The 23,984-nt window shown below is 69.8% G+C and carries 24 protein-coding genes and 1 pseudogene; 11 read left to right on the top strand and 14 right to left on the bottom strand.

Annotated features, from left to right (window positions below; translation table 11 throughout):
- Positions 1-41: 41 nt before the first annotated feature.
- The 3 genes from A0130_12185 (at position 42) to A0130_12195 (ending at position 3,501) form a co-directional block, all read left to right on the top strand.
- A complete protein-coding gene (locus A0130_12185; GenBank protein ANF32330.1) occupies positions 42-1,352 on the top strand; it encodes a hypothetical protein in 1,311 nt (436 codons plus the stop codon).
- Positions 1,353-1,493: 141 nt separating this feature from the next.
- Positions 1,494-2,846: a hypothetical protein gene (locus A0130_12190; GenBank protein ANF32331.1), complete on the top strand. Its 1,353-nt coding sequence runs from the start codon at positions 1,494-1,496 to the stop codon at positions 2,844-2,846.
- Positions 2,847-3,027: 181 nt separating this feature from the next.
- Positions 3,028-3,501: a hypothetical protein gene (locus A0130_12195; protein ID ANF32332.1), complete on the top strand. Its 474-nt coding sequence runs from the start codon at positions 3,028-3,030 to the stop codon at positions 3,499-3,501.
- 4 nt (positions 3,502-3,505) lie between these two features.
- On the opposite strand, the gene A0130_12200 is transcribed toward A0130_12195, so the two are convergent.
- From A0130_12200 to A0130_12230, 7 genes are all read right to left on the bottom strand, one after another.
- Entirely contained in the window at positions 3,506-4,366 is an 861-nt protein-coding gene (locus A0130_12200; GenBank protein ANF32333.1) for an aldo/keto reductase, read from the bottom strand.
- Positions 4,367-4,397: 31 nt separating this feature from the next.
- Positions 4,398-5,369 (bottom strand): oxidoreductase, encoded by a 972-nt coding sequence (locus A0130_12205; protein ID ANF32334.1) that lies wholly within the window; start codon positions 5,367-5,369, stop codon positions 4,398-4,400.
- Between the two features lie 64 nt (positions 5,370-5,433).
- The gene (locus tag A0130_12210) at positions 5,434-5,679 is read right to left on the bottom strand and encodes an NrdH-redoxin (protein ANF32335.1); all 246 of its coding nucleotides are present in this window, start codon (positions 5,677-5,679) and stop codon (positions 5,434-5,436) included.
- 18 nt (positions 5,680-5,697) lie between these two features.
- Positions 5,698-6,348 carry a nucleoside/nucleotide kinase family protein gene (locus A0130_12215; GenBank protein ID ANF32336.1) on the bottom strand — a complete coding sequence of 217 codons (651 nt, stop codon included), beginning with the start codon at positions 6,346-6,348 and terminating at the stop codon, positions 5,698-5,700.
- Positions 6,349-6,352: 4 nt separating this feature from the next.
- Positions 6,353-7,306 (bottom strand): prolyl aminopeptidase, encoded by a 954-nt coding sequence (locus A0130_12220; GenBank protein ID ANF33421.1) that lies wholly within the window; start codon positions 7,304-7,306, stop codon positions 6,353-6,355.
- A 20-nt stretch (positions 7,307-7,326) separates the two neighbouring features.
- Positions 7,327-8,625 carry an MFS transporter gene (locus A0130_12225; protein ID ANF32337.1) on the bottom strand — a complete coding sequence of 433 codons (1,299 nt, stop codon included), beginning with the start codon at positions 8,623-8,625 and terminating at the stop codon, positions 7,327-7,329.
- A gap of 5 nt (positions 8,626-8,630) precedes the next feature.
- Positions 8,631-9,062 (bottom strand): MarR family transcriptional regulator, encoded by a 432-nt coding sequence (locus tag A0130_12230; protein ANF32338.1) that lies wholly within the window; start codon positions 9,060-9,062, stop codon positions 8,631-8,633.
- Between the two features lie 73 nt (positions 9,063-9,135).
- Between A0130_12230 and A0130_12235 the strand changes: the two genes are divergently transcribed.
- From A0130_12235 to A0130_12250, 4 genes are all read left to right on the top strand, one after another.
- Positions 9,136-10,011 carry a lysophospholipase gene (locus A0130_12235; GenBank protein ANF32339.1) on the top strand — a complete coding sequence of 292 codons (876 nt, stop codon included), beginning with the start codon at positions 9,136-9,138 and terminating at the stop codon, positions 10,009-10,011.
- A 101-nt stretch (positions 10,012-10,112) separates the two neighbouring features.
- A complete protein-coding gene (locus A0130_12240; protein ID ANF32340.1) occupies positions 10,113-11,405 on the top strand; it encodes a hypothetical protein in 1,293 nt (430 codons plus the stop codon).
- 109 nt (positions 11,406-11,514) lie between these two features.
- Positions 11,515-11,733: a hypothetical protein gene (locus tag A0130_12245; GenBank protein ID ANF32341.1), complete on the top strand. Its 219-nt coding sequence runs from the start codon at positions 11,515-11,517 to the stop codon at positions 11,731-11,733.
- A 9-nt stretch (positions 11,734-11,742) separates the two neighbouring features.
- Complete coding sequence (locus A0130_12250; protein ANF32342.1) at positions 11,743-12,792, top strand: lipoate--protein ligase; 1,050 nt, start codon at positions 11,743-11,745, stop codon at positions 12,790-12,792.
- Positions 12,793-12,807: 15 nt separating this feature from the next.
- Here the strand turns inward: A0130_12250 and A0130_12255 are convergent, their stop codons facing one another.
- Positions 12,808-13,926, bottom strand: a complete 1,119-nt coding sequence (locus A0130_12255; protein ID ANF33422.1) for a glycerate kinase — start codon at positions 13,924-13,926, stop codon at positions 12,808-12,810.
- A 68-nt stretch (positions 13,927-13,994) separates the two neighbouring features.
- Between A0130_12255 and A0130_12260 the strand changes: the two genes are divergently transcribed.
- A complete protein-coding gene (locus A0130_12260; GenBank protein ANF32343.1) occupies positions 13,995-14,351 on the top strand; it encodes a hypothetical protein in 357 nt (118 codons plus the stop codon).
- On the opposite strand, the gene A0130_12265 is transcribed toward A0130_12260, so the two are convergent.
- Positions 14,311-14,601: an acetyltransferase gene (locus A0130_12265; protein ANF32344.1), complete on the bottom strand. Its 291-nt coding sequence runs from the start codon at positions 14,599-14,601 to the stop codon at positions 14,311-14,313. The genes A0130_12260 and A0130_12265 overlap by 41 nt on opposite strands.
- 109 nt (positions 14,602-14,710) lie before the next feature.
- On the opposite strand from A0130_12265, the pseudogene A0130_12270 reads away from it, so the two are divergent.
- Both A0130_12270 and A0130_12275 read left to right on the top strand, forming a co-directional pair.
- Positions 14,711-15,876, top strand: a pseudogene (locus tag A0130_12270) (UDP-N-acetyl glucosamine 2-epimerase).
- A 93-nt stretch (positions 15,877-15,969) separates the two neighbouring features.
- The gene (locus A0130_12275) at positions 15,970-16,536 is read left to right on the top strand and encodes a hypothetical protein (GenBank protein ID ANF32345.1); all 567 of its coding nucleotides are present in this window, start codon (positions 15,970-15,972) and stop codon (positions 16,534-16,536) included.
- Positions 16,537-16,588: 52 nt separating this feature from the next.
- Here the strand turns inward: A0130_12275 and A0130_12280 are convergent, their stop codons facing one another.
- Together A0130_12280 and A0130_12285 are read right to left on the bottom strand one after the other, a co-directional pair.
- Entirely contained in the window at positions 16,589-18,880 is a 2,292-nt protein-coding gene (locus A0130_12280; protein ID ANF32346.1) for a hypothetical protein, read from the bottom strand.
- Positions 18,881-19,008: 128 nt separating this feature from the next.
- Complete coding sequence (locus A0130_12285) at positions 19,009-19,233, bottom strand: hypothetical protein (protein ANF32347.1); 225 nt, start codon at positions 19,231-19,233, stop codon at positions 19,009-19,011.
- A gap of 455 nt (positions 19,234-19,688) precedes the next feature.
- Between A0130_12285 and A0130_12290 the strand changes: the two genes are divergently transcribed.
- Entirely contained in the window at positions 19,689-20,807 is a 1,119-nt protein-coding gene (locus tag A0130_12290) for a hypothetical protein (GenBank protein ANF32348.1), read from the top strand.
- A gap of 15 nt (positions 20,808-20,822) precedes the next feature.
- Here A0130_12290 and A0130_12295 read toward each other — a convergent pair whose 3' ends face one another.
- From A0130_12295 to A0130_12305, 3 genes are all read right to left on the bottom strand, one after another.
- Positions 20,823-21,104 (bottom strand): hypothetical protein, encoded by a 282-nt coding sequence (locus A0130_12295; protein ID ANF32349.1) that lies wholly within the window; start codon positions 21,102-21,104, stop codon positions 20,823-20,825.
- A gap of 175 nt (positions 21,105-21,279) precedes the next feature.
- Positions 21,280-23,166: a hypothetical protein gene (locus tag A0130_12300; protein ANF32350.1), complete on the bottom strand. Its 1,887-nt coding sequence runs from the start codon at positions 23,164-23,166 to the stop codon at positions 21,280-21,282.
- A gap of 87 nt (positions 23,167-23,253) precedes the next feature.
- On the bottom strand, positions 23,254-23,817 hold the full coding sequence (locus A0130_12305; protein ANF32351.1) for a hypothetical protein: 564 nt from the start codon (positions 23,815-23,817) through the stop codon (positions 23,254-23,256).
- Positions 23,818-23,984 lie beyond the last annotated feature (167 nt).

Below are 23,984 nucleotides of genomic sequence, written 5' to 3' on the forward strand. Positions count from 1 at the left end.
CGGTTACTGTCGCCTCACCCGCAACGAAGTGAGGTGCCGACATGGGCTTCCGACGCCTGATCCCGATTCTCGCCGCTACTGCCGGCCTGGCCGCCTCTGCCCTGTTCCCGCTCCCGTCGTCCGCCGTCGAAATCGCGACCGCACCGGCCGCGCAGGTTCAGGCGTCCTTCATCTCGGCGACCCAGGTCGCGCCGTGGGATTCGACCCGCTGGACCCACGAGTTCGCCGAATTCCGCGCGGCGGGGATCTCGCAGGTCATCCTCAACGGAGCGGTGTTCCAGAACGGAACTATCAGGCGGGCGTACTACCCGACATCCCTCGCCGGTACGTCGCCGGCAGCGGGAGCCGCCGGCGCTCCCGCTGATGTGATCGGCCCGCTGCTGGCGGGCGCGCGCAGCAGCGGGATCAAGGTGTGGCTAGGGACCTATCAGCCGGATGCGTCATGGTATGCGCCGACCGCGCAGAACGTGGCGACGATGACGGCTTCGAACGCGGCAGCGACGGAGTCCGTTCTAGCCGATCTGGACAAGCACTACGCCTCCTACGCGGACGTCATCGCAGGCTGGTATCTCAGCTCGGAGGTGTCGGCCTCCTTTCCGTGGAGCGCGACGACAGCGAACGCCCTCATCCCGTACTACAAGGCGCTGGTGGGTGCTGCGCACCGAGCGGTCACGACGCACCGGACGATGATCTCGCCCTATTACAACGTCGACGCGCTGCCCGACACCAGCAAGTGGACCAGTATGTGGGCTGCGGTTCTCGGTTCGGCATCGATCGACGTCCTCGCCCTCCAAGATGGCGCGGGCGACGAGGTCTGGCGCAGTCAGGCCGTCATCGACCAGTTGATCGCGACGAAGTTCGCCGCGACCCGGTTGGCGATCGCGCGGGCCGGTGGGCGCACCGCGCTGTGGGGCAACCTCGATCTCTACGACGCGTTCGGCCTGTTCAAGCCGGTGGGAGACGTCGCAGCCGACCGAGTTGCAGCGTCGAAGTACGCGACCGGGTTCACGTCCTGGAGCTTCACGGCCCAGTACAGTTCATGGACGCTCGGCACGAATGCTTACAGTAAGCCGTTCGGCCTGTGGAACACGAGTCGGATCTTGCTCGGCGGAGCGCCGTCGACGCCCGTGCTCCAAACCGCCTCTTCGGCCGCGGGTCGATACACCTACACGTGGCGCGCTTCGGTACCCGCAGCCGGCAAGCCTCTTGCCTATTACCGCATCTTCGCCCCGCAGGGGACGGGTATCGCTGACGACTTCGCCCCCTCGTGGTCGGGGGCGACCGCGTGCGTGCTGGTGCAGGCGGTCGACACGAGTGGTGCGGTCTCGGGGGTCATGCGAACCTGCCCCTGATGCTCAGGTGCTCTGAAGTACAGCCAATTCAGATGATACGAACGGCAAAGGGCGCGTCATACTTCGTCCCGAAGACGGTCTGAGAAAGCGTGAGCCCTCACCACGGCTCTGCTCTCCACCCGTATTCGAAGGGACACCCCCGTGCTGGGGACGCTTCAATCCATATCGCTCGTACTCTTCATCTCCTTCCTGACCTACGTCGGGCTGATCGTCGTCCCCTATCTCCGACTCAAGCCGAAGCCCGACGGCGACCCGACGCCGTTTCTCTGGCACGCATTCATTCCGTGCCGGGATGAGGCCTCGGTGATCGCCGGCACCATCGATCACGCTCGGACGACCTTTCCCGAGATGCACCTCTGGGTCATCGACGACGACAGCGATGACGAAACGGCAGAGATCGTGACCGACCGTGCGAACGACGATTCTCATGTCCACCTGGTCCGGAGGAAACGGCCCCAGGCCCGAACGGGCAAGGGGGACGCGCTCAACGCGGCATACGCGGAGCTCAACCGCTGGCTGTCCGACGAGACGGATCGGGAGAAGGTCATCATCGCGGTCCTGGATGCGGACGGTGCGCTGGCGCCGAACGCTCTCGGGGCGGTAAGTGCACCGGACGTGTTCGCGAACCCGAGGGTGGGGGCAGCTCAGGTCATGGTGCGGATGAAGAACGCGGCCGACCGGAAGCCGTTCCCACATCGGGGGCGTGTGGCCAACGCGTTTGCGAGCCTGTTAGTGCGCCTCCAGGATGTCGAGTTCCGCACGGTGATCGTGGCGATGCAGTCGCTGCGGTCGAAGACCGGAAGCGTCGGCATGGGCGGCAATGGACAGTTCACGCGCCTGTCCGTTCTCGACCTCATCAGCGAAGACCACGGCGCGCCCTGGCACGGCGCGCTGCTCGAGGACTACGAACTGGGTCTGCATGTGCTGTTCGAGGGCTTCGAGAACCGACAGGTCCACGACACGTACGTGATGCAGGAGGCTTTGCCCAGCCTCCGGCGCTTCGTCACGCAGCGGACCCGGTGGGCACAGGGAAACATCCAATGCGCGAAGTACATCCCGACGATCCTTCGTTCGCGCTACTTCGATGCGAGCGCAGCACTGGAGTCCTGCTACTTCCTTCTCCTTCCCTTCATACAGATACTGGGCTTTGTCGTCTACACGACCGTGTACGCACTTGTGTTCTTTCTCATTGCCGTCGACCCCGCGTATCGCGAGGTCTGGCGCGAGAACCTTTTCGGCGCTCTCGCTCTCATCGTCGTGTTCGGGATCGGACCCTTCGCCATGTGGGGGTATGTGTACAAGGTGCGGTGCGAGCCGGCCATCTCGTGGCCGCGAGCCACTCAGATCGGGCTCGGCGTCTGGATGTGGCAGGCCTACGTCATGTTCTCCGTCTTCAGCGCGTGTTGGCGCCTGATACGGAAGAAGAACGGGTGGGCGAAGACCCGCCGCAATGCCGATCGGGCGTCGACCGGATCCATCGCGATCGAGAAGTAGGAGTTCCATGCCGAAGTCAGCAGATCGTCTCGCGGTGCGTCTAGCGCGCAGTCCCGAGTTTCGTCTCGCCCTCTGCGTTGCGATCGCGGTGGGCATCCACGTCGCGAGCATAGGTCTAGGTGGATGGCTGCTCTGGGCGAACGCCGGATCGAACGTGTCGAACGGCTCCACCTCCGGTCAAGTGCTGTTCGTCCTCACCATGGTCGCGAGCGTGGTCATTCATGCATGCACGGCTCATTGGACGGTGCGGTCCACGACGGCCCACCTGATCAGGGGGATCGCCCAGGCGAGCGTCGCGGGCGTCCTGTTGTTCGCGTGGTGGGCGACCACCAGCTACTACGTGGGATGGCTCTCGTTGTTGTCCATCCTGGCGCTCCTGGTGGATTCCGTACTCCGCCTTCTCGCTGTCGTGTTGGCTCCGTCCCGTGATGGCCGAGGAGAGGCGCCGCGAGTGGACCGTGCTGCGGCGGCGACCGCCGGGGTCGGAATCGTCGCCGCAGCCGCGGCCCTGGTCGCTACGGCTCCGATCCACGTCTGGGATGGGATGTTCCTCAACAACCTGGTGATGCTCCTGGTGACGGGGACGCTCATCGGCTACATCGGGTCGCCGTTGATCACGCGACTCGTCGAGGCTCGCGAACCTGTCGGCGAATAGGTCGTCACGCTGCGTCGAGTCTCGCCAGCTCCTCGGGCGTGAGTTCGACATCCACAGCGGTCACCGAGTCGCGGATGGTCTCGGGGCGCGACGAACCGGGGATGGGGATGACGTGCGGGCTCTGCGCCAGGTGCCAGGCGAGGGCGACGACCTGCGGGCTGATGCCGCGAGCCTCCGCCACCTGGTTGAACGGCTCGAAGCGGCTGCCGAGGTCGGCGGCCGACGTGATGCCGCCGAGCGGGCTCCACGGGAGGAACGCGATGCCGAGCTCGTCGGCGAGGCGCAGCTCCGGCTCGCTGGACCGGAACGCCGGCGAGAACTGGTTCTGCACCGAGACGAGGCGACCCCCGAGGATCTCGTTCGCCTCGCGGATCTGCTGCGGGTTCGCGTTCGAGATCCCGGCCATGCGGATGACACCCTCGTCGAGGAGGTCGCGGACGGCGCCGACCGAGTCGGCGTACGGCACTTCCGGGTCCGGGCGGTGGAACTGGTAGAGCCCGATCGCGTCGCCGCCGAGCCGGCGCAGCGACTCCTTGGCCGCGCTCTTGATGTACTCGGGGCTGCCGTTCACGGTCCACGAGCCGTCGCCGGGCCGGAGGTGGCCGCCCTTGGTGGCGACGAGCACGGACGAGGCGTCCCCGTCCCAGGTGCGCAGTGCCTCCGCGATGAGCTCCTCGTTGTGGCCGACCTCGTCGGCGTGCAGGTGGTAGGCGTCCGCGGTGTCGATGAAGGTGATCCCCTCGTCGAGCGCCGCGTGGATGGTCTTGATCGAGCGCTCGCGGTCCGGCCGCCCCTCGATCGACATGGGCATCCCGCCGAGGCCGATGGCCGAGACCTGGGCGTCTCCGATGGTGCGTGTCTTCACTGCTGTCCTTTCGTTCCGGCTTCGCCCGGGGTCACCAGGCGTAGTCCTCGGGCGCCGTGCGGTGCCCCGGGAAGATCTCGTCGAGCCGCGCGAGCGCCGCGTCGTCGAGGTGGATGTCGAGCGCGCGCAGGGCGCCGTCGAGCTGGTCCTGCGTGCGCGGGCCGATGATGGGTCCGGTCACACCGGGCCGCGTCAGCAGCCAGGCGAGCGCGAGGTCGCCGGGCTCGTGGCCGAGCTCGTCGGCGAACGCCTCGTACGCCTCGATCGCGTCGCGGTGCTTCTCGAGCGTCTCGGCCGCACGTCCCTCCAGCCGTCGCTTGCCCTCGTTCTGCTTCCGGACGACGCCGCCGAGCAGGCCGCCCTGCAGCGGCGACCAGGCGATAACGCCGACCCCGTTCGCCTGCGCGGCGGGCAGCACCTCCAACTCCACCTGACGGGTGAGGAGGTTGTAGATGGACTGCTCGCTCACGAGTCCGAGCAGGTTGCGCTTCCGGGCCTCCGCCTGGGCGGTGGCGATGTGCCAGCCGGCGAAGTTGCTGGAACCGGCGTACAGGATCTTGCCCTGGGCGATGGCGGTCTCGATGCCCTGCCAGATCTCGTCCCAGGGCGTGTCCCGGTCGATGTGGTGGAACTGGTAGATGTCGACGTAGTCGGTCTGCAGCCGCTTCAGGCTCGCATCCAGCGCCCGCCGGATGTTGAGCGCCGACAGCCGACCCTCGTTGGGCCAGTCGCCCATGTCGCCGTACAGCTTGGTGGCGAGGACGGTGCGTTCGCGCCGCCCTCCGCCCTGACTGAACCAGTTGCCGATGATCGTCTCGGTGGCGCCCTTGCCGAGGTGCTGCCCGTAGGCGTTGGCGGTGTCGAAGTAGTTGATGCCCGCGTCGTGCGCGGAGTCCATGATCCGGTGCGAGTCCTCCTCGCTCGTCTGCGGCCCGAAGTTCATCGTGCCGAGGACGAGACGGGAGACCTTCAGGCCGGACCGGCCGAGGTGTGTGTACTCCATAACCGCCACCCAACCCCTGAGAGGGGCGGATGTCCAACTGGATGACGCGTCACTGAGAAGACGCTCAGCCGCGGAGTGCTGCCTCCAGCTCCGGGTCCGTCGGCTCGACCAAGTGACGGCCGTCGGGGAGGACGATGACGGGGATGTTCGTGCGGCCGCTGATCTCGCGGGCGCGGTCCGCTTCCTCCGGACGCGCGACGAGGTCGATGTACTCGTAGTCGGTGCCGAGGCGGTCGAGGAGGGACTTGGAGCGGATGCAGTCGCGGCACCAGTCGGCGCCGTACACGGTCACGCGGGCGGGGGAGGTCATGCCTCCACCCTACGGAACTCAGGCTGAGAGTCCGGCGGTGCCGTCCACCACGAGAGTCGCCCGCGGGCGTGAGGCCTCGATCAGCACGGCGTTGGCGCCGTCGACGTCTCGCGCCCACGCCGTCGCCGCCTCGACACTGCGGCCGTGGCGGGTGTGCCGGTCGACGAGGCGGCGCATCCGCTCGTCCTCCGGGGTCGCGACGAACCAGCTCTCGGCCAGCAGCGAGGGAATGCGCGACCAGGGGTCCTGGTCCACCAGGAGGTAGTTGCCCTCGGCCACCACGAGCCGGGTCTCCGGAGCGATCGCGATGGAACCGGCGACCGGCTCGTCCACCGTCCGCTCGAAAGCGGGCGCGTAGACGACGTTGGTCCGCTCGGCGAGCACCCGCGCGAGCAGGGCGGCGAAGCCCCAGCCGTCGAAGGTGTCGATCGCGCCCTTGCGGTCGTGGCGGCCGAGCGCGTCCAGGGTCGCGTTGGCGAGGTGGAAGCCGTCCATCGGCAGGTGCACGGCCGCGCCCGCGCCGGCGAGCTCGTTCGCGCGGTCGGCGACGGCGCGGGCGAGGGTCGTCTTGCCGGAGCCGGGGCTCCCAGCGATGCCGAGGACGGCGCGGCCACCGTCGGGGACGAGCGCGAGGGCCCGCTGGGCCAGCACCGTGAGGTCGAAGGTCACGTCGCTATTCTCCCCGTGCCGCGAAGCCGCTGATCGCCTCGGCCATCAGCTCCGAGGACTCGGGGCCGCCGTGTCCTTCGCCCTCGACCACGATGAGCCGGCTGGCCGGCCATCGCCGGTGCAGCAGCCACGGCGTGATCACCGGGCCGCTCACGTCGTGACGGCCGTGGATGAGCACCGCGGGGATGTGCGCCAGCTCGTCCACGCGGTTCAGGATGGCGCGGCCGCCGGGCAGGAAGGCGTCGTTGGCCCAGTAGTGGGTGACCAGGGTCGCGAACACCTGGCGCTGCACCGGATCCTCGTGCAGAGGACCGGCCACGTAGTTGGGATCGAGCGACACGTGGGTGGACTCCCAGGCGTCCCAGGCGTCCGCCGCGGCCGTGCGCTCCTCGGAGGTCCCGGTCGCGAGCATCCGGGCGTACGCCTCGACCACGCGCTCGCCGGGGCGGCGGTGCGACGCCTGTTCCAGTCGTTCCCAGGCCTCGGGGAACACACGGCCCATGGTCTCTGTGATCCAGTCCACCTCGTCCCGGCCGGTCGTCGTGACCGCGCCGAGCACGATGCCGCGGACCCGGTCGGGATGCGCGAGAGCGTAGGCCAGCGCGAGCGTCGAGCCCCACGACCCGCCGGTGACGACCCAGCTGTCGATGCCGAGGTGCTCGCGGACGAGCTCGATGTCGGCGATGAGCCCTTCGGTGGTGTTCGCAGGAAGCCTGTCGAGCGCATCCACGACGAGCGGCGTGCTGCGCCCGCAGCCGCGCTGGTCGATCCCCACGAGCAGGAACACCTCGGGGTCGTAGCGCTTGCGATAGTTGCCGGCGCCGAGGCCGCTGCCCGGGCCGCCGTGGAGCCACAGGACGGGCATGCCCTCCGGGTTGCCGCTGGTCTCCCAGTAGATGCTGTCGCCGTCCGGGTTCTCGACGTGACCGTGTGCGAAGGGCTCGATGACGGGGAACATCCCCGCACCGTACCGCACCGTCAAGAGGTGCGGGTGGCCGTCGCCTCGGTCTCCTCCAGCTCTTCGCGCACGACCTCGCGGGGGGCGAGCACGAAGCTGGGACGCATCCCCTCGAGCCGGAGGCGGAGCCCGCGGTACTTCACGAGGTAGAACACGCCGACCAGCGCCGCGGCGAACCCGCTCGCGGCCCCGACCCCCATGGCCCATCGCGGACCGAAGGTGTCGGCGACCCAGCCGACGATCGGTGCGCCGATCGGCGTCCCGCCCATGAAGATCGCCATGTAGATCGCCATGACGCGGCCGCGGAGGACCGGGTCGGTGGTCATCTGCACCGTGCCGTTCGCCGTGGTCATCAGTGTCTGCGACGAGACGCCGATCGCGATCAGCGCGATCGCGAACAGCCAGTACGTGGGCATGACGGCGGCCACCGCGCAGCCGAAGCCGAAGAAGGCGGCGCCCGCGAACAGCAGCGAGACGCGCGGCCGGTCGCGGCGCGCGGAGAGCAGCGCGCCGGCGACGGAGCCGACGGCCATGATCGACGACAGGATGCCGTACTCGCCCGCGCCCTGGTGGAAGACGCTGACGGACATGGTGGAGATGAAGATGGGGAAGTTGAGCCCGAACGTCCCGATGAGGAACACCATGATCAGGATGACGATGATGTCGGGGCGGCGGCGCACGTACCGGAAGCCGTCGACGAGTCCGCTGCGTGACCGCTTTGCGCGCTCGGCGCGGTACAGCTGCTCGCGTCGGAGCATCGCGAGCGACAGCAGGACTGCGCCGAAGGTGGCGGCGTTGATCAGGAAGACCCAGCCGGCGCCGACGACCGCGGTCAGCAGGCCGGCGACAGCCGGACCGATGAGCCGGGCGGCGTTGAAGGAGGCCGAGTTGAGAGCGACGGCGTTGGAGAGGTTCGGGCCGGCGACGAGCTCGGACACGAAGGTCTGGCGCGCCGGGGCGTCGAAGGCGGCGACCACGCCGAGGAGGAGCGCGAAGAGGTAGACGTGCCAGAGCTGCACGGCGCCCGTGACGGTGAGGATGCCGAGTCCGAGCCCGAGGAGACCCATCGCACCCTGGGTGGCCATGAGCAGCTTCCGGCGGTCGAGGTGGTCGGCCGCCCATCCGGTGACGGGCAGCAGCAGGAGCTGCGGGCCGAACTGCAACGCCATGACGAAGCCGACGGCGGACGCGTTGTTGTGGGTCAGCTGGGTCAGGACGATCCAGTCCTGCGCGGTGCGCTGCATCCATGTTCCGACGTTGGAGACGATCGCGCCGGCCGCCCAGATGCGGTAGTTGACCCCGGCGAGGGAGCGGAACATGGAACTCACGAGTCGGCGAGCTCCCGCATGATCTCGGCGGCCTCGGCCAGCGTCGCGCGCTGCTCCGCAGACAGGGTGCGGAGGCGCTGGTGCAGCCAGGCATCGCGACGGCGGCGGGTCTCGGCGACGAGCTCGATGCCGCGATGCGTCGGGATGACGACCACCTTCCGGCCGTCCGCCGCGTCGGCGGTGCGCTCGACGTAGCCGGCCTCCTCGAGGCGGTTGACCGTGCGGTTCATGGACGGCGGCTTGACCCGCTCGAACTCGCTCAGACGGCCGATGGTGCCGGAGCCCTCACGCGCGAGGTACCCGAGGATCGCGGTCTGCGCGTCGCTCAGCTCGTCGTCCTCCTTCTCGGCGCGGAGGCGCCGGGAGAGCCGTGCCACCGCGATCCGGAGGACACTGCTCAGGTCGTGCGTCGAGAGTCGTCCATTCATACATAGTTAGCCTAACAAATTAGCAAGGCTAAACAAGCCCCCTTCCGCCCACGGCGTACGCCAGAATGACCCCGTGCAGACCCAGCAGGACAGGACCTTCGACGACGTGGACGGCGTCCGCATCCACTTCGACGTGTACGCCCCGGATCCCGCGGGCTCGAGACCGGCGGCGGTCGTGCAGCTCGCCCACGGGGTGGGGGAGCACGCGGGACGCTACCGAGCGCTCGCCGAGCAGCTGGCGGCGGCCGGTTTCCTCGTCTACGCCGACGACCACCTCGGCCACGGTCGCACGGGCATGGACCAGTGGCACGGGGATGCGAGCCATCTCGGCCGTCTCGGCCCCGGCGGGCTGCGGGCGGCGGTTCGCGACGTCCACGCGTTCAGCGACCTCATCCGCGCCGAGAACCCGGAGCTGCCGCTCGCGTACGTCGGGCACAGCTGGGGATCGCTCATCGGGCAGCTGCTGCTCAACCGCTACAGCGACGAGTACGACGCGATGGTGCTGTCGGGAACGGCCTACCGGATGCCCGGGTCGATGAACAGCGGCGACCTCAACAAGCGGCATGCCCACCTCGGCACCACCGGAGCGGAATGGCTGAGCCGCGACCCGGAGGTCGCGCGGGCGTTCGTCGAGGACCCGCTGACGACGCTCACCCCGCTGCAGAAGCTCTTCGGGACGCTCGATGCGGCGCGGCTCCTCGGCCGCCCGGCCCGGCACCTGGCCCACGACCTGCCGGTGCTCATCCAGGTGGGGTCGGACGACCCGCTGGGCGGGACCGCGAGCGCCCGCAAGCTGGAGCGCGCCCTCCGCGGCCGCTCCGGCCTGTCCGACGTGACGACCATCGTCTACGAGGGCGCACGGCACGAGGTCTTCAACGAGACCAACAGGGCGGAGGTGTTCGCCGACCTCGCGGAGTGGCTGATCGAGCGCTTCCCCAGTCGCAGCTGACCTCGCGGGCCGCGTCACGATACCGCTCGGACCGCGTCTTCATCAGTGGGCGGACAAATCCGGGTGGGCCGGCGCCGCCGCCCTGACGGGAGGCCGCGCGCGTGAAAACAGGCAGGGGAGCGCGGATCGCCCGGAGAGCCTTCGGCTTCGCGCTGTCCGTCGGGGCCGTCATCGGCATCGCGATCTTCACGCCCCCGCACGCTGCGCCGGTCATCACGGCCGCCGTCGCGCCGCTCTCGCAGGAGGGCCTCGGATCGGACGACCCTCTCGTCGAGAGGTTCATCGCGAATCTGCGCACCGTCTCGGCGTCAGAGGTCGCGGAGGCCTGGGCCTCCGCCGGCCCGGAAGGCCAGAAGGAGATCCGGGCCACGTTTCCACCTGCGGCGGGCAACCTCGACGGCCTCCCGTACGCGTTCCGCGACGCCATGAATCGCAATGCGCTCGCCATACGCACGTCGGTCGCCGCCCAGCGAGTGAGGGCGGCGCCGAACGACGAGGCGGCGAAAACCTCCCTTGCCGCCTACCAAGCCATCGCCAAGGCGCTGAAGCCCGGCAAGCCCCGCCGCCAGCTCGTCACACTCACGGGTGACCAGCCTCCGCTCGCCGCGATCAGCATCGGCGATCTCGACGAGGCGAACGACGTCACCTGGCAGGTCCCCGGCATGGGCACGTACACGACCGACATGCAGCTGTGGTCGCTCGCCGCGCACAACCTCTGGGCGCAACAGGGCAGGGTCGGCGCACCGAAGCACCGCGCGGTCATCGCCTGGATGGGCTATCGTCCGCCTCCGCCGCCACCCAGCATCGAGGCCGCCCGGGGCGACTACGCCGAGCACGGGGCGCCCAACCTGGTGCGCGACATCGCAGGCTTCCGGGCGACGCGGGGGAGCACCCTCGCCGACGTGCAGTTGAACGTGGTCGCCCACTCGTACGGCACCACGGTGACGGCCAACGCGCTGGCGAGCAACGCACTCGGCGTGAACTCGGTCGTGTTCCTCGGCTCCGCCGGCGTCGAGAAGACGATCGGCGGCGCGGCCGACCTGGGCGCACGGGTCGTGTACGCCTGCGAGGCGTCGAAGGATCCGCAGGCGAGGCTCGGCCGCTTCTCTCGAACTGACCCCCGTGCTCCGACGTTCGGCGCGACCGTGTTCGGCTGCGACGGCGACGAGGGCGAGAAGCTCAAGCCCGTGACCGGGCACGCGCCCATCCTCCACTCGGCGTGGAATGACAAGATCGAATCCTCCGTGTGGGCGAAGATCGGCGATGTGGTCGATCGGGTGGCGCGGTTCATCCAGCACCGCCAGAGCTTCGGTTACCTCGACAAGGGCACCGAGTCGCTGGCGAACGTCGCGTCGGCGACGGTTCCCCATCCATCCCGCCCCTCTCTCACGTGAACGTGCCGAGCGGCGTGCCGCCCCGGCCGCGCACGTACTGAACGCGGCCCACGGCTGTCTAGCCACACGACTCCCGGCCGTCCCAGACTGAGTGCCGAGGAGGTGCACCATGGGACTCGACGTCGCCCTCGGGCTGCTGCGGCTGGCGCCCGTCGACAATCCGGCGACCGTGCAGAACCACCAGGAGGTGGGCTTCGCCATCCTGCTCATCCTGGGGATGCTGATCGTGCTCGTGCTCATCGGGCTGGCGGTGAGCATGCTGCGCCAACCGGAGCGGCAACTCGACGAGTGGGGGAAGACGAGGAACGGACCGCCGCCCCGGTCGTAGGCTGAAGGCATGCATGGTGAGTACAAGGTCCCGGGTGGCAAGCTCGTCGTCGTCGACCTGGAGGTGGTCGACGGTCGGATCACGGACTTCCAGCTCGCCGGAGACTTCTTCCTCGAGCCGGACACCGCCCTGGAGGCGATCAACGCGGCCGTGAACGGCCTGCCCGCCGAGGCCGATGCGAAGACGATCGCCGCTGCCGTGAAGGATGCGCTCCCCGAGGGGGCGAGCCTGCTCGGCTTCTCACCGGAGGCGGTCGCAGTGACCGTGCGCCGGGCGCTCGCCAAGGCGACCAGCTGGCGCGACTACGACTGGCAGATCGTGCACGCCAAGGCGGTGTCTCCGCAGATGCACCTGGCGCTGGACGAGGTGCTCGCCACCGAGGTGGGGGAGGGGCGCCGCGGCCCGACCCTGCGCATCTGGGAGTGGGACGAGCCGGCCGTCGTGATCGGGAGCTTCCAGTCGGTCAAGAACGAGGTCGACCCCGAGAACGCGGCGAAGTACGGCATCCAGGTCGTCCGCCGCATCTCCGGCGGCGGCGCCATGTTCATGGAGGCCGGATCGGTCGTCACCTACTCCATCTACGCGCCGGCCGACCTCGTGCAGGGCATGAGCTTCGCCGACAGCTACGCGTTCCTCGACGAATGGGCGATCATCGCGCTCAAGTCGCTCGGCATCGACGCGGTCTACCAGCCGCTCAACGACATCACGAGCCCCTCCGGCAAGATCGGCGGCGCCGCCCAGAAGCGGCTCGGCTCGGGCGCGGTGCTCCACCACGTCACCATGAGCTACGACATGGACGGCCAGAAGATGACCGAGGTGCTGCGCATCGGCCGCGAGAAGATCAGCGACAAGGGCATCACCAGCGCGGCGAAGCGGGTCGACCCGCTGCGGAGCCAGACCGGACTCAGCCGGGCCGAGATCATCGAGCAGATGAAGCTGACCTTCAAGAACCTCTACGGCGCGACGGACGGCGACCTCACCGACGCCGAGTACGCCGAGGCGGAGAAGCTGGTCGCCGAGAAGTTCGACACGGAGGAGTGGCTCTACCGCGTCCCGTGACCGGACGCCGGCCTCTCATCCCCAGCGGGACGCGAGGAGCTCGCCCGCCTGACGCGCCCAGCGGACGGCGTCGGCGCGGGAGGCCTGGGCCGAGTGGGCGAGTGCGCTCAGTTCGGCCACGTCCGCGAAGCCGTCGGGTGCGATGCCGAGAACACCGGCCACGAGTGAGGCCGGTTTTCCGGCGGCCCGGGCGAGGGCGGCGACGTGCGACACGACCTTGCCCTCGTGGGTCTGCTCGTCGAAGCGCCCCTCGCCCGTGATCACGAGATCCGCCGCGCGAACGGCCTGCGGCAGTCCGAGCAGTCGGCCGATCTCGTCGGCGCCCGGGCGGATCTCCGCGCCCCACAGCAGCAGGCCGAAGCCGGTTCCACCTGCAGCGCCGGCCCCCTCCCGCTGGGCCAGGCCGACGGCGCCGGGCCGGACCGCCGCGACCTGGTCGACGAAGCGGGCCAGGTTCGCCTCCAGGGTGTTCACCTGGGCCGGCGTCGCGCCCTTCTGCGGCCCGAAGATGCGAGCGGCGCCGCGCGGCCCGAGGAGGGGGCTTCGCACATCCGTCATCAGCGTCACGCCGCGAGGAGGAGCAGGCGGCAGGCCGTCGAGCACCACCCGGGCGATGACGCCCAGGCCGACGTTCCCCGGAGGAACCGGCCTCCCGTCCGCGTCCAGGAAGCGCGCGCCGAGAGCTGCGAGGGCGCCGGACCCGCCGTCGCTGGTCGCGCTCCCGCCCAGCCCGACGACGACGCGCGTGGAACCTGCGCGGACTGCAGCCGCGATCAGCTGGCCGAGCCCGCGCGTGTGAGCCTCCAGCGGGATCAGCGGATCGAGCAGCCCGAGCCCGCTCGTCTCCGCGACCTCGACCACCGCGGTGCCGCCCTCGGCCTCCGGCAGAAACGCCCACCGCGCCCTCACCGCGCTGCCGTCCGGTCCCTCGACGGTCGCCGTCCGCGGCTCGGAGGAAGGTGCGCCGGCGAGGAACGCGTCCACCGTCCCCTCCCCGCCGTCGGCGAGGGGGAGTCTGCGCACCTCGTCGGCCGGTCGCACGGTGTTCCAGCCTTCGGCGATGGCCCGGGACACGGCGTCCGCCGCGGCCGATCCCTTGAACGAGTCGGGCGCGATCAGGATGCGCGGCGTCATGACGCCCACCGTATCCTCAGCTGCCCCACAGGCGCTCCGGTACCCTGGATGCCGTGAATTGGTGGGTCGTGGGGATCGTCGTGGCGTTCGTCGCCGTGATCGTCGTCGCCGCCAAGCTCGGCTGGATCGACCTGTCCGACAAGTCGCGCCGCGGGTCCGGCACGGTGAGCGGCGCCATCGGGGGATCGTTCGACGAGATCTTCGCGCCGGCGCGCCACGAAGCGCAGCAGGAGATGGACCGTCAGACCCTTTTGCCTGCGCCCGCGCCGCTTCCCGGCGACCGGGGCGACGACGGCTGGCAGGGCGGCAAGATCACGATCGATCTGGGCCACGACGGTCACGGCCAACGCGTCGAGGGGCGCGACCCCAGCGAGGACGGCCGCGCTACCGAGACTGCAGGTCCGCGTAGTCGGGATGCTCGCTGAGCCAGCTGCGCACGTAGGGGCATGAGGCGATCACGCGGCGGTCGGAGTTCTCCCGCACGTCGTCGAGAGCGGTCTGCACGAGAGTCGAGGCCATGCCCTTCTCGCGCTTGGCCGGATCCACCTCGGTGTGCGTGAAGACGATCGCGTCGTCGCGCAGGTCGTATTCGGCCACACCGATGACCTCGCCGTTCTGAAGGAGGGCGTAGTGGGACTGGTCGGGCTGGTTCTCGACGCTCAGGGTCGTGGTCATGACGCCACGCTACCTCCCGATCGCGTCAGGTCCGACCGGGTCTCGACGTCTCTATAGATGAAGGGGCACCCGAACTCCCCTTCAGGAGGAGACCCAGGTGATCACGGTGATGCTCGTCTACGGCACCCGACCCGAAGCGATCAAGATGGCCCCCGTCGTGCGGGCGCTGCAGGAGTCGCCGCTGTTCCGCCCCGTCGTGGTGCTGACCGGACAGCACCGCAGCATCCTCGACCAGGTGAACGCCGTGTTCGAGGTGGAGGCCGACCACGACCTCGCGATCATGTCGCCGAACCAGACCCTCCACGACATCACCGTCCGCACCATGTCCGGCCTGCAGCCGCTGTTCGACAGCGAGGCGCCGGACGCCGTCCTCGTCCAGGGCGACACCACCTCGGCCATGGCCGCCGCGATCGCCGCGTTCGAGCGCAAGATCCCCGTCGTTCACCTGGAGGCGGGACTGCGCAGCGGCGACCTGTTCGACCCTTTCCCGGAGGAGGCGAACCGCCGCATCATCGGCCAGATCGCGAGCCTCCACCTCGCTCCCACCGAGCACGCCCGCCGCAACCTGCTCGCCTCGGGCGTCCCGGAGGCGCGCATCACCGTCACCGGCAACACCGTCATCGACGCCCTGCACCTGATGCTCAGGCGCGAGCCGGACTTCGAGGACGCGCGCGTCGCCGAGGTCGCCGAGGGCGAGCGTCCGATGGTGCTCGTCACCGCCCACCGGCGCGAGAACCACGGCGCGCCCATGGAGCGCATCGGCTCGGCCGTCCGCGTGCTCGCCGGCCGGTTCCCCGGCCACGACTTCGTCCTCCCGGCCCACCCGAACCCCGCCGTGCGCACGCACCTGCTCGCCGCGCTGGGCGCCGCGCCGAACATCCTCGTCACCGAGCCGGTCGCGTTCACCGACATGGTGCACCTCCTCGACCGCGCCACCCTCGTGCTCACCGACTCGGGGGCGTGCAGGAGGAGGCGCCCGCTCTGGCGACCCCGGTGCTCGTCCTGCGCGAGACCACCGAGCGGCCGGAGGCCGTGCTCGCCGGCACCTCCCGGCTGGTCGGCACGAACGTCGAGACCATCGTCGACGAGGCCGCGGCCCTGCTCGACAACCCCGTCCGGCACGCCGCCATGGCGCAGGTCGCGAGCCCCTTCGGGGACGGTCACGCCACCGAGCGCACGGTCGCAGCGCTCGGCGCTCTGCTGGCCGGCGGGGAGCGGCTCCCCGACTTCTCTCCCGAGGACACTGCGGAGGCGGTCTCGGTAGCGGCTCCGTAGTCCTCCCGATCCGGTGCGATGACCACCCGACGGAGTCTGTAGTCAACGGATCGGGGAGCTCCCGATCCAGACCGCACGACCGAGGAGACCGCGATGACCGTCACCACCGCCCGCCCCACCGACCTGCACCTGCTGGACCGCGTCCGCGCCGGTGAGTCCTCGGTCTTCGGCGAGCTCTGGAGCCGCTACCAGGGATGGGCCCACCACGTCGCCCGGACCGTCACCAGCCGCTACGACGCGGAGGACATCGTGCAGGAGGCGTTCGCCAAGGTGCTGACGTCGCTACGCAACGGGAACGGCCCGCGCCAGGGCTTCGCGGAGTACCTCCGGACCGCGGTCCGCAACGTCGCCGCCACCTGGGGTGCGCGCGACTCCCGCGTCAAGATGGTGCCGATCGTCGACGACTCCGCGGCCGGCAGCTACGAGTTCGAGGTCGCCGACCTGGGCGAGTGCGAGGGTCCCTTCCGCAGCCTGCCGGAGCGCTGGCAGCAGATCCTCACCCTCACCACGCTGCAGGGCCGCTCCCTTCAGGACGCGGCGCGTGCGATGGGCATGACCGTCGGCGCCGCCACGGCGCTCGCCGCCCGCGCCCGCAAGGGCCTGCGCGAGGCGCTCGCCGCGGCCACCGTCCGCCCGGCCGAGCTCGCACTCGCCGCCTAGATGTCCGCCCCGGGAGGTACGCGCCGACGCCGTGCCTCCCGGGCGAGCGGTCCTACCGGGTCTGCTCCCGATACCAGACCGCCAGCTCGGTCCGTGACCGCAGGCCGAGCTTCACCAGCGCGTTCTGCACGTGCGTCTCGACCGTGCGGATGGACACGAACAGCCGCCGCGCGATCGCCTTGTTCGTCTCTCCGTCTGCCACATACGAGGCGACCTGCGACTCGCGCGGCGTGAGAACCGAGGCGCGCGCCGTTGCCGCAACCGACGCCGGAACACCCGCCCGCGCGTGCGCCTCCACGACGCCGTGCAGGGCGTAGTCGATGCTCTCGTCCTCGCTCAGCGCCGCGCCGTACGCGTAGGCCTTCTCGAACGACGCCACACCGAGCCGGTGCCGCAGCCCGCGCTCGGTCTCGCCGAGCGCGACGAAGTAGGGGGGGTAGTTCATCCGAACCGCACCGACATCGCGCCATCGAGCGGAGGCGGCGCCGAGCAGAGTGGCGCCCCGCGACGCCTCCGCGCGTTCCCGGGCGACCTCGGCCAGCAGCTCCAGGGCCTGGGCGACGCCGAGTCCGTTTCCGAGTCCACGTTTGAGGACGAGCGCATCGCGCGCGTCCCGGTCGGTCGCCTCCATGTCGCCTGCGGCCGCGCTCGCCGTGGCGCGCGTGGTGAGCGCGAACGAGCGCTCGAAGCGCTCGCCGGCGAGGAGTCCGCGCTCGAGGATGCCGGCGTGGACCTGGTCGCCCTCCTCCCAACTCCCCACAGCGTAGAGCCGCGCCGCCAGCCGCTGAGGTGTGTTCAGACGGCCGAACCGGTACGCCTCCTCGCCGAGGTCGTCCATGAGACCCTGTAGGATCAGGACGGCATCCGCGTCGTCGACATCAGCCGCCTCCTCCGCGCTGACGACGGCGGCCGCCGAATCACGCCAAACAGGCCCGTCCGCCTCCGGGATGCGGTCCCTGGCGGCCTCGGCGGCCCGCAGTTCCTCCCGTGCGAGTCGGGGCTTCTCCGTCAGCGAGTAGACCAATCCGCGCAACGCGTGACCCAACGACTCCCAAAACGGCGATGGAGTACCCGAGTCGAGCGCGATGCCCATCCACGCCGCGAGCTCGTCGGCGCTGCCGTGGATCACCCACGCCTGTCGCCACGCGGTGGCGGCCACCTCGACCGCGGCATCGGTGCGGCCGTCCGCCGCGGCTATCGCGACCGCACGGCGGATGTTCGGGATATCGCCGCGCAAGCGCCGTGCGATGGCGGGCTGCCGGGCAGAGAACCAATTGTCCTCGGCATCGTGGAGACGCGCGAGCATTGCCGTCATGAACGTGTATCTCGCCTCGCCGGCGTGCTCCGCCTGCTCCCGCCCGAACTCCCGTATGGCCGGCAGCAGCTCATAGCGCACCTCGCCCTCCACGCGCCTGCGATGGATCACGGACCGCCGGAGCAGTTGACGGACGGCCGCGCGAGCCTCGCGCTGACTCCCCGCGGCGGGCAGCGCCATCGCCTCGCCCAGTTCGAGGTCCCAGCCCGGGGCGAGTACGGCCAGGTCGGTCCACACCCGACGTTCCAGGTCCGAGCATCGGGCCCAGCTGTCCTCGACCGAGGCTCGAAGCGATCGGATGTGCGTACCGGCGGGCTCGAGCGCGTCGAGCTGATCATCCATGCGCTGGGCGAGCGTCTCTGCATCCATGAACTGCAGCTGCGCCGCCGCGAGCTCCAGCGCGAGCGGGACGCCGCCCGTCGCCGCGCAGATCCGGAGCACAGGAGCAGAAGTCCGCTCGTCGAGGGCGAACAGCGCGTCCGCCGCGGTCGCCCTGTCGACGAACACTCGGACGGCGTCGGATGCGATGGTCAGGTCTTCGGACGGGAACGGGTCGAGCGCGACCACGGTCTGCGCGGCCGAAGCGAGCGGCTCGCGGCTGGTGACCAGGAAGCAGACGGCGGGACACGCCGCGAGGACCGCGTCCACGAAGACGGACGTCGCCGCCAGCGCCTCGTCGACGTCGTCGAGGAGGAGCAGTGCATCCTCGTCACGAAGGGCGTCGATCACCGCCGACACCGGATCGTCCCCGGGAGCCACTCGGAGCTGATGGGCGACGACGGTGGCGACATCCGCCCCGACCTCGCGGACGTCCACATGCCAGACCCCGGAGACGGAACGCGCGAGGCCCTCCGCTGCCGCGATCGCGAGCCGGCTCTTCCCGATACCGGCACCCCCGGTGATCGTGACCAGCCGCGTCGAGGACTGCAGCAGCCGGCGGATCAGCGAGGCCTCTTCGCGTCTGCCGACCAGCAGAGCGAAGCGGACCGGCAATCCGTGCAGCGATTTCGCGTCATAGTCCCGGGTCATGCTTCGTCTCTAATTCTGGAAGCTTCTACGGGCAGTGGCTTCTCCCACAGGGGTGGAGGGCTTCCGGTCGTTCGGGTACGACCGGACTGCCCTCCACCCCATTCCTCGAGGTAGATCGACGCGTCCTCCTACAGGTGCGGTTGGTACGGGGCCCAGTCCTCCAGGTCGTACTCGAGCTCGATGCCCGAATAGAGGCGCAGGATCCAGCGGTGCGAGTCGCCGCCGGCGAACTGGCCGGTGATCGTCTCGGTGGTCCAATCGCCCTGATCGTCGCGGCTCCATCGGATCAGCCCGACGTGCTCGCGGAGCCGCGGAGGGTGCGGTGGGTGGATGTAGTCGTTCTCGTCAGCCATGGTCGTCTCCCTCCCTGCCGGAGATTCCCTAGCTCCCCGGCGCGACGAGGCCCATGTTGCACCAAAGGTCGGCCGCGCGCACCAGGCAATTTTCCACAGACCCTCACGGCAGTCCCTCGAGCCCGGTCAGCGCCCACTCCAGCTCGACGCCGGACTTCAAACGCACGCGTACGACGTCCTCGACGACCTCGACGTGATCCACCTCGGGCCGGCTCAGCAGAGATTCCCAATCGGCTGCGCCCCTGTTCGGCATGTTGTCGTCATCGCTCACCGCCTTCACCCCTTCCCCAGCCTTGAAGACGTGCAAACAGGTTCAGCTTGACTGGCCACCGTGCGGTTGGCTAGATGCATGAAAGGGCTCGAAGGTTGTGGACGCTCCTTCGACAGAACTGTCTAGCCAATCGTCCACTTTGGTGGTCAGCATGGGCGCCACAAGGGCGAAGGAGGCGGCTCCCATGACATCGGCAGACGGCGAACGACCACATCGGCCCGGCCGGTTCCCCGTCTGGGCCATCGTCCTGCTCGCAATGCTCGGCGCGGTCATCCTCCTCGGCGCGGGCACCCTCGGTGGGCTGGCGTTCCGCTCGGTCGGCATGATCCGGGGACTGGCGACGGCGCCGACGGCTCCTCCTGAGAATCCGTCGGTGTGCGACGCGGAGCGCGTGGCGCGCGACGTGCTGCCGACGATCGTCACCATCGGGGTGACGGCGGCCGACGGTTCCGGCGGGACGGGCAGCGGCGAGATCATCACGGCGGACGGGTACATCCTGACCAACAACCACGTCATCGCCCCGGCCGCGGACGGCGCGGAGATCGTGGTGCTGTTCAACGACGGATCGACCCACCCCGCGAAGCTCGTCGGCCGCTCCGAACGCGCCGACATCGCCGTCGTCAAGGTCGAGGCGTCATCGTTGCCGGTGATCCAGCAGGGGAATTCGTCGTCACTGCAGGTGGGCCAGCCGGTCGTGGCGCTGGGCGCACCCCTCGGACTCTCGAGCACGGTGACGACCGGGGTGGTGAGCGCCCTCGGGAGGACGGTGCCGGTGCAGGGGGACGGGGACCGTAATGCCGTGCTGGCGAACGCCATCCAGACCGACGCCTCGATCAACCCGGGCAACTCCGGCGGCGCGCTCGTCGACTGCGACGGCCGGCTGGTCGGCGTGAACTCGGCTATCGCGACCGTGCCGGGCGCGACGGGCGTCGCGGGCGGCGGCAGCGTCGGGATCGGGTTCGCGGTCCCGGAGGCCGTCGCCATGCCCATCGCCGAGCAGATCATCAAGACCGGCAAGGTCACCTACCCGACCTTCGGGATCGGGGTCACGCCGATTCAGCCGGGAACGAGCGGCTCCGAGCAGAGCGGCCTCTATGTGCAGTCCGTCACCCCGGGCGGCCCGGCGGCGCAGGCGGGGATCCAGCCGGGTGACATCATCACCGAGGTGGACGGTAAACCCGTCGGCAGCATCGACGATCTCACGGCGATCCAGCTGACGAGCAAGCCCGGCGATCAGGTGAAGGTCAGCTATCTGCGGGACGGAAGTGAAAAGACGACGACCGTGACCCTGGGGGAAGGGTGAACAGGCGGGCAGCGATCAGGCGGGACGCTCGAGTTCGAGGACCGTCTTGAAGCGGTCGATGATGCGGTAGCTGTCGCCCGCCCCGGACTCTTCGACGCGGACGGTGTCGTAGACGCGGAAATCGAAGTGCCGAAGCTCGGTCAGTCGGTCGGCCCGCTCGTTGAGGAGGGCTGACCGAAGCGGCGACGAGGGGTCGCGGGGGATCAATGGCGTGACGACTTCACCACGCCATCCGTCGGTGCTGACGCTGACAAGTTCGGCCGCGCGTTCGCGCGAAGTCCAGTAAGAAGGGCCCACGTCTTTCTCCGTGTCGCTTTCGGTCGGTAGGAGCGGCCCGGCGCGGTACCCGACGCGTCGAGCCGCTCCCGTTGGAGGGCGCCCTGATGCGCCGCCCCTGAAGAGCGCGATCCCCCTGGATCCGCACCCTCCACTACCTAAGACGTGGGTTGCCTGCGAACATGACGCGATCGGTTCAATGGCACAGCTCCCATTGCGTGTGGATCTGCTCGGCCGTCAGCGCGGTTCGGTAGACGGCGGCGAACGCCAAGGTTCCGGGGAACGCGCGAGTGGTCGGGGTTTCGGTGCCCCAGTTGTCGAGGTTGTCACGGCCCATGCGCCAGTAGCCGGTGAAAGCGTGACCGCTCGTGACCGCGGGGTCGGTCGCGACGAGCTGCCCGTCCACGTAGAGCGCCATCCCGTCGTTCGAGAGGCTGGCAGTCGCCTGATGCCAGGCCCCATCGGTGTAGGAGGAGGGCGAACTGATGGTGCGGACGATACCGGGGAACACGCCGAAGACGACGTGGCCGTCGTCCGTGAGAAACAGGTGGCGATCGTACGCCCATGAGGTCCCGGTGGCGTCAGAGCTGAAGCCGATGAGGCGCCCGCCTCCCGCGTCGGAACGGAACCACACCTGCACGGTGAACACGTCGCTGGGCGAGCGCAGCACGTCGTCGCTCAGCGACCACCCTGGGGCCGAGGGCGGTTGGTCGTAGCGCGCGGTGGTGCCGTGGATGAAGTCGACCGCGTTCGTCGCGTCTGGCGCGTCGTCGAGGCGGTATGCGTACACCGTATCCTCGCTCGGCACGGACCGCACTGCTGCCTCGCAGCCCGATGGAGAGGAAGGCGGGATTACCTCGGGGGGAACGGGTGCCCCGGGATCCACTGAGGTGGCCGGTGGCGTCGGTGAGTGGGATTCCGCGGTGTCGCCCCCCGCCTCAACGTCCGTGGTAACCGAGGCTGGGCCGCTCTCATCGGGCTGGCGCGACTCGTTCGGAGGCGCCTCATCCGGGGCGCCGGGAGTCATCGGCGGGTCTGCGAGGCCATTTTGGGCGCCATCGCCGAGTGGCCATCCGTCACGCGGGCTGGGCGACTCCTTTCGGCTCTCGGCTGCGGCGCCCGAGACATCGGGACTCGATGAACCGGTGACTGCCGCGGTGAGCGCCACCGCGGTGATGACACTTGCGGCGAGTGTCGTCACGCCCAGGGATGAACCGGAGAAGACCTGCCCCAGCCAGCCGCTTCGACCCGCCAGCGCATGCGCGGGAAGAGTCGCGGCCACGGCGCCGCTGGACTGTCCAGACGACCAGGCGCTGTAAGCCGCGGCTCCTGAGACGCCCAGAAACAGGGGCAGCAGACCGAGCGCCAGGCGCGAACCGACGTGGTCCGCCTCTGCTGCGGCTTGGGTGCACGGCTCGCATCTCTCCAGGTGGGCGACGACACGGCGGTGATCTGCCCGTGAGAGTCGTCCCCGCGTGTACGAGCCGAGCTTGCCGATGGTCCACTTGTGCACCGGATCGGTCTCGTCGCACTCGGCGAGGTGCGCCGTGATCCAGGCCTGCCGGAGCCCTTCGCGGGCGCGCGCGGAGAGAGCGGAGACGGCATTGGGCGTGAGGCCGAGAAGCGGGGCGACTTCGCGGGGCTGCATGTCTTCCACCACGGTGTACCAGAGCACTTCCTGCCAGCTCTCCGGCAGCGCGTAGAAGGCCTTGGCCATGGTCTCGCGCTCGATGCGGTCGAGGGCGGTGAGCTCGCTGTAGGTCCAGTCCTCGACCACATCCGGGTCTTCGATGTTCGGGGTCGGCTTGCGCCTCGACCAGTCGATGGCCACGTTGCGGACGGTGGTCGCGAGGTACGACCGGAAGCCGGAACGCGGTCCGCTGCCCTTCTCGATCGACTTCAGGATGCGCGCGAACGCCTCGGAGGCCAGGTCGTCCGGCTCGAAGCGGCCGGTGACGGAGGCGGCCATGGCGCGCCCCGCGTTCCAATGGCGCTTCCAGAGGACGCCGTAGGCGGCGGAGTCGCCCTCGCGGGCGCGTTCGATCAGCTCCGCGTCGGAGAGGTCGTCGAGTTCACGGGTCATGAGGCCGGGTTCCTTACGGGCAGAAAGGGGGTCTTACTCACTGAGACGCGCGTCAGACGCGGTTCATGACGCGAGTTCAGCGAAATATCAGTGAGCGTGCTGGTGCAGCCAGCCCAGCGGGTCGTGCTTGCTCCCGTCCGGGGAGATCACCTCGAAGTGGAGGTGCGGGCCGGTCGAGATGCCGGTGCTGCCGACCGCGCCGATCAGCTGTCCCGCGGCGACCGGCTGTCCGACGCCCACGGCGGCGGACCCTTCGAGCAGGTGGCAGTACCGGGTGCTCACCGAGCCGACCTCCACGTCGTGCTGCACGATGACCTCGACGCCGCAGCCGCCGGCGTCGACGGGAACGACATGGGTCACGGTCCCGGCGGCCGCCGCGACGACCGGCGCCCCGGCGGGGGCGGCGAAGTCCAGGCCCTGGTGGAACGTGGACGCGCCGGCAGTAGGAGCCTCCCGCGGCCCGTAGTAGTCGGAGATGTCCGCCCCGCCGGCGACCGGCCACACGGCCAAGGGCGCGGGGGCGGGTGCCGGAGCGGGCTCGGGCTCGACGGGAGCGGGGGCCGGCGCCTCTTCTGCTGCCGCATCGACTGCGTCGGCCGGCGGCAGTGCCGGCCGGAGCTCGCGCAGCTCGGCGCGCGTGTCCGGCACCACCCTCAGTGCGGGGCGGGCGCCGACGCGGTCGCGGCCTCGGCGGAGCCGACCCCGCCCAGGGTGGCGAGGAGGACGGTCGCGAGTGCGGTGGTGGAGAGGCGGCGGAGCATGGGGCACCTTTCAGGAGAGGATCGGTGACTTCACGATCCCTGTCCTGGTGCGCCCCG

This window comes from Leifsonia xyli, assembly GCA_001647635.1.
Lineage (GTDB): Bacteria > Actinomycetota > Actinomycetes > Actinomycetales > Microbacteriaceae > Leifsonia > Leifsonia xyli_A.

Coding starts and splice junctions, on each gene's coding strand:
- A0130_12185 (ANF32330.1), top strand. CDS start 42: ATGGGCTTCCGACGCCTGATCCCGATTCTCGCCGCTACTGCCGGCCTG.
- A0130_12205 (ANF32334.1), bottom strand. CDS start 5,369: ATGGAGTACACACACCTCGGCCGGTCCGGCCTGAAGGTCTCCCGTCTC.
- A0130_12210 (ANF32335.1), bottom strand. CDS start 5,679: ATGACCTCCCCCGCCCGCGTGACCGTGTACGGCGCCGACTGGTGCCGC.
- A0130_12220 (ANF33421.1), bottom strand. CDS start 7,306: ATGTTCCCCGTCATCGAGCCCTTCGCACACGGTCACGTCGAGAACCCG.
- A0130_12225 (ANF32337.1), bottom strand. CDS start 8,625: ATGTTCCGCTCCCTCGCCGGGGTCAACTACCGCATCTGGGCGGCCGGC.
- A0130_12230 (ANF32338.1), bottom strand. CDS start 9,062: ATGAATGGACGACTCTCGACGCACGACCTGAGCAGTGTCCTCCGGATC.
- A0130_12245 (ANF32341.1), top strand. CDS start 11,515: ATGGGACTCGACGTCGCCCTCGGGCTGCTGCGGCTGGCGCCCGTCGAC.
- A0130_12250 (ANF32342.1), top strand. CDS start 11,743: ATGCATGGTGAGTACAAGGTCCCGGGTGGCAAGCTCGTCGTCGTCGAC.
- A0130_12255 (ANF33422.1), bottom strand. CDS start 13,926: ATGACGCCGCGCATCCTGATCGCGCCCGACTCGTTCAAGGGATCGGCC.
- A0130_12265 (ANF32344.1), bottom strand. CDS start 14,601: ATGACCACGACCCTGAGCGTCGAGAACCAGCCCGACCAGTCCCACTAC.
- A0130_12275 (ANF32345.1), top strand. CDS start 15,970: ATGACCGTCACCACCGCCCGCCCCACCGACCTGCACCTGCTGGACCGC.
- A0130_12280 (ANF32346.1), bottom strand. CDS start 18,880: ATGACCCGGGACTATGACGCGAAATCGCTGCACGGATTGCCGGTCCGC.
- A0130_12285 (ANF32347.1), bottom strand. CDS start 19,233: ATGGCTGACGAGAACGACTACATCCACCCACCGCACCCTCCGCGGCTC.
- A0130_12290 (ANF32348.1), top strand. CDS start 19,689: ATGACATCGGCAGACGGCGAACGACCACATCGGCCCGGCCGGTTCCCC.
- A0130_12300 (ANF32350.1), bottom strand. CDS start 23,166: ATGACCCGTGAACTCGACGACCTCTCCGACGCGGAGCTGATCGAACGC.